Here is an 8,727-nt window from a genome sequence, read left to right as displayed (position 1 = left end):
TGAACATCGTTTTTTTCCTCATGTGACTCGTGCTTGTGAAGGTGTTGTATTTGACTCGGTTGAAACAGTTAAAACATTGATTTCTAGAACATCAACGTCAAAAGGACTAACAACAATTGTTCACATACTCGACAAAATATACGAGACAGGACGAAAATATGCCGCTGACTTCAAAGAAATAATGCCGATTGTATTTGATACACATTTACCAAAATGGAATTACCGTGCAATTCCTCAAGAATAATTAATATCGGGAAGTTGTTTCGTGCTTATTCCTAAGTTCAGTGGGGAAATCATATTCAAGCGCGGTTTTTTTTCATGTGCTAAGGGTTGAGGGGAGCTGGATGTTAGTTGCTCATTGTTTTGCTGGTAGTGGTTCATTAACCCAGCTGCCGAATCGGCATATATATTTAAACCAGAGATGGAAATTGAGGCGTTTTGCTCTTCTTTCCTTGTCAGGTATTCAACTGCCCATACGCAGAATAAGCCTAGAACAATTGAGCCAACGATAGCAATAATAGCATTTTGAGTGTAATTGGGACTAAAGGGCTTGTGTGGGTGAAAGGCACGCTCAATAATCTTGACTTGTGGGAATTTTTCAGCCTGTTTTGCTTCAATTTGCACCAATCTTTCCTCAGTGGTGCGCTGGAGTTTTTCCAGTCCTTCAAGATCAGTCAGCAAGGCCTCATGTTCAGCAAATTTTGAGCTAAACTCTGTTGCTTGTCGTTTGTGATCATTCAGCTGCCTTTTGATAACCGCTAATGATTGCCGTGCGGCATTGTAGTCTTGCTGGGCATCACTTAATGCAATATTTTGACCAAAGTTACGCTTACTTTGAATCTCTCTTTTCAGATCCTCAATTTGTTTCGGGAGTACATTTAAGCTGGGGTTTAATGCTAAATAATTACGTGTATATTTTTTGTCAAATTCAGCTAGTTGTTCGTGTAATTTTTGTAGACGTAATTCAAGGACGCGCATTCCTTTCTGGTCCTCGGCGGGGACAACTGTTTTTCCTCTCGCAATTGCTTTATTCACAGCGTCAAGACGGGCTTTACTTTTTACAGCTTCTTCACTGGCAGCATTGAAAGATTTATTTAAAGCTCGAAAACGAGCCAAAGACTGGTTTTCAAAAAGGTTTTCACGTCCTAATGAGGTAATTTCATTTATCTGCCTGAAGTCTTCCAATTCCTCTCTTTTACTTAATATTTTATCTTCCAGACCGGTTAGTTCTTCACCTAGTGCCTCCAGAGTCAGGCCGGTAGACTGTTTGACTTCCTCTGCGCGTCTTTGTAGATAAATATCAATCCAGCTATTGATGATGGGAGCTAATATTTCAGCTTGATAACCGATAGCCGCTAATTCAACCAGGTTTGTTTCAGGAACTGCTTGTACTGTAAGCATACGGCGTAGCTCTGATGTTGTTAGCTTGCTACTATCAAAAGTTATGCCGTTTGTCTGTTCTTCATCATGGTTCAAACGCATTAAGGTTTCGTCTAAAAGCTCCTGGCCAGTCAGGATTTGTCTTTGTATTGCAACATGCTGAATATCAGCATCACTACTTTGCTGGTCAATTGCTGTTTGTGCAACTGTTAATAAGGTTGCGTAACTACGATACAGTGCAGGGCGGCTATAGACATAAGCAATTTTTAGATGCATATTTTTTTATAATGCTTATAATTAAGAGACTTATAATAATAAAGGGTTGAGTAATGAATAAATCTATTTTAATACCTGCACTAAGTGCAATGTTATGTCTAATGTCTGCAAACGTAATTGCTGCGGGTGGGCATGGTGGCGGTGGTAGCAGTGTTAATAAAAGTGGCAAAACCGCTTGTAAAAGCACAGTGATTAAACATTTAAGACCAGTACACTTGGCTAGTGTTGCGCCAGGGTCTGAGTTTTCATTTCAGATTGATGGTATTGATGATGAAAAATATGTAGAAGTTACCGCAAAGAAAATTCCAGTTGAAATGGAAGTAGAGCATAGGGGTGGAATTTTATGGTTTAAAGGGAAGTTACCTGAATCTTTGGTTAACACTGCTGCACGAGTTCATATAGAAGTTAATTACAAAAGATGTCCTGCAGAAAAAGGCTGGTTGTTAAAAATTACTGAATAAGAAACTCAGATTTAATACAGTCTGATACTCCATGCGGTGATGGTTGAACTATTATAGTGAACAAGGTCTTGAAATAGATGCACTGCCCGGTAGTAGCTCTACGTATGGTTTCAACAATGCGGCTCCGGCATAGCCGCTAGGAACCTTCAGTCGTGAGCGTGAAGTAGCTGTGTAGGCTAAAGCCTACTCCCCTTCGTTTTGGAGCTATAACATTAATTGATTTTGGGTTTCAATAACATGATTGGGTTTTCAGAATTTGGAAACTGGTGCATTTTTTTTCCATTGACCCAATAAGGGAACCTATCTTGATAATGAGTCGATAAAGGGTGACCAGATTGGCCAGTTGGAGTAACTAGAATCATTTTATCTTCGTGACCCGGAGAAACCACCAGACGCATGGATGCTCCAAAATCAGCAGTGGCAACTCTGACACAATAAGTGCAGCCGTTTAATGGCTGTTGTGGCATATTCAGAAAAAAACCTAACCATGGAAATACGCGGCTGAAAGGGTGCTGTAATTGAACCGTATGCATATCGCCCCAGCTTAATAAAGATAATCGTTTTTCTGGAAAGCGTTGTTGAATGTTCTTAGCGGTTTTTTTTAACACTTGAATAATCAAATCATTCCAGCTGGAATATTTTTGGCTTCCCGGCAATGTATCTGGAATTTTGTAGGTTAACAATAAGCGTAGAGGTGTATCCATTTTTCTCCAGTGATAGTGAAAATTCTTGTCAACTGCTTTACATTGTTGCAAGTAGGAAGATAAAATTAAATTTGCCAGAGCCACTCTATATTCGACTAATAAGCCAAAGCTAATACTCTCTGCATTGGCATAGCCGTCCCATTTCTGCAATGCTGACTTCAGCTCTTGAAAAAGCGGATCTGTTGCGGTCACTTTGTCTGTCAGGGCAGATAAAGCTAGCTGCTGATAAAATGTATAAAAATTAGTTTTCGTATCTAGTTGTATCTTATGCAGGAAATATTTATCCATAGTTTGTTGAGACTTTAACAATTCAGCTATTCGATAGGCGCGGAAGCCATTGGCAAAATTATGACCAATCAGGAAATCATTCTGCTGTGCGATAACCCGGTTATTGGCTGTCATTAATATTCCCGAATCGGGATCTATAACATGTGGGTACTGGCTTGTCGGGCGCATCCCATGCCAGCTAATATCGGCTTGCTCTCTAGTGACACTGACAGCGCCATCAAAATTTGTTCTGCGTGGAAATTTGCCGGTTAATGTCCAGGCTATATGTCCTTTATTATCTGCCAATGTCACGTTTAATGGCGGTAGGCCAGCCTGATTAAATAGCGTAATAGCTTCATCAATATTTTTCACTTGATCAATTTGGGCCAATGATAGGTTTACTGCCTCGGGATGAAATAGAGTCCATTGTATGGCAAACTGTTTACCAAGTAACAGCTTGGGAGAAACTGGTCCCCATTGAGTCTGTCGAACTTCGATGCGGGTATCCGGTTCACCTTTTACTTGAATAACTTCAGAATGCATCTTAAAGTTTTTCCAGCCAGACGGCGTTTGGTATTGGTTTTTATTATCAGGATTAATGGTTAAGCTGACCAAGTCCAGCACATCGGCCTTGGCATCGGTAAATCCCCAGGCAACATGTTGATTGCTACCGGCGATCATCATTGGCAAACCGGGTAAACTTATGCCAGAAAGGCTAACACCCGGATAATTAAGCCTGGCTTGATACCATAAATTCGGCACAGCTAGAGGCAAGTGCATATCGTTGGCAATAATTGCCCGGCCATCTTCTGTCTTATTGGTTGCCCATTGGTTAGAGCCAATAGAAACAGAGCTATCTTGTAGCAGATTAATAGCTGCCTGGTGCTGGTTTTGTTGATTTATCTTGCGTAAAGCTTCGACCGGGATAGATTTTTCGTCGGCAACAAAAATCTCTGTTCCAGATAAGAAAACCTGCGCATTGTAACTATCATTCTTAGGTGTTAAAAATACCATAATATCTGACGGCATGACTTGCTTCATGATAGTCAACATACGTTCATTAGCGGCATTGTGATTCAAGAGCTTAAACATATTTAAACTAACTAGAATACTGTCTGTTTCCTGCCAGGGTTCAGGTTGGTACCCTAATGTTAGAAATTCAGGTGCTAATAATGTTGCATTATGCAAATAAGCATTGATTCCGGCTGTATAAGCATGCAATATTTGACGTTGATCTTTGGGTAATGCAACAACAATGTTTTCTGCTGTTTTTTGAAAACCTAAATGACGATGCATAATATCAAGCGGCAAGGCTTTGTTGCCAAAAACCTCGGATAACTGGCCCGATGCTTTGCGACGCATCAAGTCCATCTGGAACAGTCTTTCGCTGGCAGTCAGGTATCCCTGAGTATAAAAGGCATCGGTTTTTGAAGTAGCGGATATAGACGGGGTGGCGTACTGATCAAATTCAACAGTGACCTGGCTTTGTAAGCCCGCCAATACAGTCTCCCCTTGTTGCTGAGCCACGGAGGCTGTCAGCACCCAAGCGATGCTAGCGACAAGAAGTAAAACAAATAAACTGAAATAATATCGTTTCAAACAATTACACCAGTATCAATAAAACAAAGAGTTTGAGCATGATCCTGAAAAATCAGTGTGATGAAATCTCAGTACCATACAGCTTTCATTATACCTGCCATTTCAAATTTGCCGAGGAACGAATTGCATCTGTTGTGAAACGTGCGCTTCGATCCTCTATAGCTAGAGTAGTGCAGAGCGCTTTAATGCCAGAGAAATTACAGTAGCTACCAGTATTTAGTAAGTATAGAAAACTAATAGTTTCAATCTTTCCCTAGAATTTCATATTGTCTGTAGCGTACTAATTATTATCGACCCACAAGAACATTCAGAATGATTCCACCAACCATTATTGTTATGCATAAATGTTAGAATTGAGCCCTGAACTCTGCTATTGCAGCCCCTTTACCTGCATCACCAGCCGCCTCTCCTACAACAGGTGCGATATTAACCTGTCCTGTAGTTGCAATAGGTGGGTTCATTTGGTCATAATCAGTTCGCTGTTTTTCTTGGCCATAGCATTGATATATATTATTTGATCAGGGCTTTGTCCTTGAGCGGGGTAAACATAAGGTTCCGCTTGCACAAAAGCGCTACTAGAGAAGATCCTCAAAGCCATATCTAAATTAAGTTTATTTTTAGTCATATTTTAATCCTCGTAATAAATCTTAGTCTATGTGTTGCTAAATATATTAATCTTGTCCAAAGCTATTCAGACGCTAAAAAATCACCAATAAAAAGCTAAGGAATAAGCACGAAACAACTTCCCGATATTAATTATTCTTGAGGAATTGCACGGTAATTCCATTTTGGTAAATGTGTATCAAATACAATCGGCATTATTTCTTTGAAGTCAGCGGCATATTTTCGTCCTGTCTCGTATATTTTGTCGAGTATGTGAACAATTGTTGTTAGTCCTTTTGACGTTGATGTTCTAGAAATCAATGTTTTAACTGTTTCAACCGAGTCAAATACAACACCTTCACAAGCACGAGTCACATGAGGAAAAAAACGATGTTCAATGGGATTATACTTGGAGGTATAAGGAGGATAGTGGGCAATCCTAATTTCCAATCCAAGTGCATTCGCAGTCTTTTGTAAATCTTCTTTAAAAATGTAGTGCCGTGAGCTGTTACTCCCTCCACCATCGCAAAGGATCAACAATGATTTTGCTTTAGGATAATGAATAATACCCTCGTTTACCCACCATTGAAATAAGCTATCACAGGCAAATTCACTGGTATCATGACTCGTTCCAAGCGTGATATATCCTGTGTTTCGTTTGAGGTCATAAAACCCATGAGGAATAACACTGCCTGTTGCAGAGCTAGGGAAATCATGATCATTCGTTTGAATGGCTGCTTGTGTATAGAGCGATCCATTACGATAAAAAGTACCCAATAACTCTTTCTTTTTGGTATCCATACTAATAACAGGGTTTCCCGCATCCAGGTAGTCCTGCTTCAATTGGGTAATATTTTCAAATTGAGCATTGCGGTCAGGATGACCACCCATCGTAATGTTTTTCTGGGCTTTGCGCTTAACATATTCATGTTTTTTTAATAAATATCGAACGATATTACGACTGACAGAATAACCCTTTTTTAATAATTCACTGACGATTTCACGCGGCTTTAGATAAGTCCACCTAATAGATGAATTCATTGGATTGCCTGCTGTATGCTGTTGAAGAATATCTAAAAAGTCTTGATCTATTCCACTGTATTCAGGGGTAGAGGTCTTTTTTTTCGACCGCCTCCAGGTTGTCTGATTCCTGTTATATCCAGTTCTAATTCGGTGAGTTCTTTTTTTCCTTGGCGGATAGTTTTTGGGTCACACTCTAATAAAGCTGAAATATAGTTAACGCCACCATGAGATAATTTTTCACTTTCAATGGCGGCATACCGTCGCTTATTTTTTTCACAAAGTGAGTCATAAAATTTCTTCATCGACTTTTCGATATTTTTTTTATAAGGAAATGACATAAGACAACCACTGAGTAATAAATTAAGATAACCTTAATTTAGGGGAGATATTTCATTATTCAAGCTTGGCTGCTTCAGGATGTTATTTCGTGCACATTCCTTAGGTTGTAATTAATAGTGAACTGAATTCGTTTATGAATGTTCGCTACCAGCTGTTTATCGTACGCTGAAAATCATGGAAACGGAGCTTAGCGAAGTGGTGATTTTTAGTCCCTGATAGGCGACAGGGCAATTCGCTGATTCGACGTGTGCTAGCAGCACGCGAGAGGAGCAAGAATTGCATTCCGAATAGCCGTCCAGCCAGTGAGGTAGTAATGACGAAGCGGCTTTTGTGCGTAGTCGTTGCGGACGCAGGGCGTTCAGGGCATCTCCCATCCGCTGCGTAGGTGAACGAATTATGGCGACAGGAGTCCCGGAATTTCGTGAGGTAGCATGGCGCGCCTGTAGCTCTTTTAACGGGTGATGGACCAGGCTTTACCACTGCTTTTTTAACGGGTGCAGGCTCAGGCTTGACAACTGCTCTTTTAACAGGTTTAGGGCCTATCACTCTGGCAGCATAGCTCGTAGAGCTGATTATAGACAAGCTCAGCAATATAGTGCCTAGTATGTAATGTTTATTTTTCATCATTAGTCTCCAAAAATTTAATCTTATTTCGATTGTGTATACACATCATCTGAAATGATCCACATATTTGTACCTGCAGGTTTAAGTGGTCGTCCGTTTTCTTCACCTGGTTTTACTGCATATCGCAGAATCATCATTAAATCAGAACTAACCGCAGGGTTGTCCTGAAAGTAACCATGTCCTACTCTATCTGACTTACCTTGCATCTCAATCATACTTATATTATTAGCCATTAATAATTGCTGCATCATTTTGGAACTACTTTGGTTATTATCCGGGTATTGGTGGTGAGAATGTTATTTTGACATACTGCGGCATGACTCATCTTGGTGCTGGGTACATACCCGAAATTAATGGTGAAAAGCTGGATTTAGAAGTCCTTGCCCAGCACGGCAATAACTTGATTATGCGTGATGAGGGTACCGGTGAACCGATACAGCAAATGTATGGTACCCGAGAGTGTGATGGGCGCTGGAGTGATAATAAAATGCAGGCGTGGCCGACTTTTCGCATGCCTTTTAGTGCCTATGCCAAGGCTTATCCTGACGGCAAGGTATTCCTGAATAAGATCGTTCCGTTTAGCAAGAACCCAGTATTGTGGCTGTGGGATAATATTGTTGAAATCGTTTTTCTGTGGGCAATGGTATCTCATCACCGCACCCAGTCTTTATTAACCAGTACGATGGATGTTGATGATGATCGCTTGATGCGCAAAGAACTGGTTTGGGGGTTCACCATCGATAAAGATTCCATGGCCTATACTGAAAGATATATAAAAGAACAGGGCAATATCATCAATACCAGCACCGGTGGGCGCGATATTGTTGCTGCTTACGACCCTGAATATGAGAGCGTTAATATCTGGTATAACGACAGCGGCAAGCCAATTAAAAAAATCGATTTCTTCGGCAAGTCAGATCAGGGCGAGCTCAAGCGTGTTGAAACAGTTAAAGCAGGGCTTTACTGGTTCGTGTGGATTAACTATTACCCTGAAAGCCAGTTAAATGCTGACGGGGTAGTCAACACTGAATTCGAGCATCTTTTTGGTCCTGCCTAATAATGGGGCAATTTGATTTGGTGTGCGAGGTGGCTACCAAATTAAGACCAGACAGGTTTTCACTGTAAAGAACATGAAGAAAAAGACTAAACCCTTATTAACTTTATGTTGTTCTTCATGGTAATAGATAATCTTCTCCTGAATCAGTATTCTCAGGTGCCCCTTCTTTAAAGCGTCAGCTAGTGTTAAGCTGAAGTTTCCCAATTATTGAGTAGCTGAAATACACAATGCTGGTGTATCGAGGTTTATTTTAGGTGGTTTTGCCATGTTTATAGCAAACCCCTACTTAATTCCCCTTAGGCAATAGCATTTGAAACGAATGAAAAGACTATTTTTTTCATATAGTTGTAGCATAGTTTCAATTTTACCATAAATAATTATTGGGAAACTTCAG

The 8,727-nt window shown here is 40.3% G+C and carries 10 protein-coding genes; 4 read left to right on the top strand and 6 right to left on the bottom strand.

Annotated elements, in window-relative coordinates:
* Nucleotides 1-244 (top strand): ISAzo13-like element transposase-related protein (locus CDZ78_RS09765; protein ID WP_444979200.1); only part of this gene is annotated, 244 nt, incomplete at its 5' end.
* On the opposite strand, the gene CDZ78_RS09760 is transcribed toward CDZ78_RS09765, so the two are convergent.
* On the bottom strand, nt 235-1,656 hold the full coding sequence (locus CDZ78_RS09760) for a GumC family protein (protein WP_087869848.1): 1,422 nt from the start codon (nt 1,654-1,656) through the stop codon (nt 235-237). The genes CDZ78_RS09765 and CDZ78_RS09760 overlap by 10 nt on opposite strands.
* Nucleotides 1,657-1,709: 53 nt before the next feature.
* Here CDZ78_RS09760 and CDZ78_RS09755 point away from each other — a divergent pair, with 53 nt between their 5' ends.
* The gene (locus CDZ78_RS09755) at nt 1,710-2,117 is read left to right on the top strand and encodes a hypothetical protein (RefSeq protein WP_087869847.1); all 408 of its coding nucleotides are present in this window, start codon (nt 1,710-1,712) and stop codon (nt 2,115-2,117) included.
* Between the two features lie 212 nt (nt 2,118-2,329).
* Here CDZ78_RS09755 and CDZ78_RS09750 read toward each other — a convergent pair whose 3' ends face one another.
* From CDZ78_RS09750 to CDZ78_RS23070, 4 genes are all read right to left on the bottom strand, one after another.
* Nucleotides 2,330-4,687 (bottom strand): penicillin acylase family protein, encoded by a 2,358-nt coding sequence (locus CDZ78_RS09750; RefSeq protein ID WP_087869846.1) that lies wholly within the window; start codon nt 4,685-4,687, stop codon nt 2,330-2,332.
* A 457-nt stretch (nt 4,688-5,144) separates the two neighbouring features.
* The gene (locus CDZ78_RS21880) at nt 5,145-5,312 is read right to left on the bottom strand and encodes a hypothetical protein (RefSeq protein WP_167374242.1); all 168 of its coding nucleotides are present in this window, start codon (nt 5,310-5,312) and stop codon (nt 5,145-5,147) included.
* A gap of 131 nt (nt 5,313-5,443) precedes the next feature.
* On the bottom strand, nt 5,444-6,382 hold the full coding sequence (locus tag CDZ78_RS09745; RefSeq protein ID WP_230990509.1) for an ISAzo13 family transposase: 939 nt from the start codon (nt 6,380-6,382) through the stop codon (nt 5,444-5,446).
* On the bottom strand, nt 6,379-6,651 hold the full coding sequence (locus CDZ78_RS23070; protein WP_087868120.1) for a hypothetical protein: 273 nt from the start codon (nt 6,649-6,651) through the stop codon (nt 6,379-6,381). Before CDZ78_RS23070 ends, CDZ78_RS09745 begins: the two co-directional genes overlap by 4 nt.
* A gap of 331 nt (nt 6,652-6,982) precedes the next feature.
* Between CDZ78_RS23070 and CDZ78_RS23695 the strand changes: the two genes are divergently transcribed.
* Nucleotides 6,983-7,114, top strand: a complete 132-nt coding sequence (locus tag CDZ78_RS23695) for a hypothetical protein (RefSeq protein ID WP_280175562.1) — start codon at nt 6,983-6,985, stop codon at nt 7,112-7,114.
* Nucleotides 7,115-7,299: 185 nt separating this feature from the next.
* Here the strand turns inward: CDZ78_RS23695 and CDZ78_RS09740 are convergent, their stop codons facing one another.
* Entirely contained in the window at nt 7,300-7,491 is a 192-nt protein-coding gene (locus tag CDZ78_RS09740; protein ID WP_140413973.1) for a hypothetical protein, read from the bottom strand.
* A gap of 20 nt (nt 7,492-7,511) precedes the next feature.
* On the opposite strand from CDZ78_RS09740, the gene CDZ78_RS09735 reads away from it, so the two are divergent.
* Complete coding sequence (locus CDZ78_RS09735; RefSeq protein WP_307190480.1) at nt 7,512-8,333, top strand: DUF3179 domain-containing (seleno)protein; 822 nt, start codon at nt 7,512-7,514, stop codon at nt 8,331-8,333.
* Nucleotides 8,334-8,727 lie beyond the last annotated feature (394 nt).

This window comes from Bathymodiolus platifrons methanotrophic gill symbiont (genome assembly GCF_002189065.1).
Classification (GTDB): domain Bacteria; phylum Pseudomonadota; class Gammaproteobacteria; order Methylococcales; family Methylomonadaceae; genus Methyloprofundus.
Note: the sequence above shows the minus strand (reverse complement) of the source record. Positions and strands in the feature narration are given on the sequence as shown.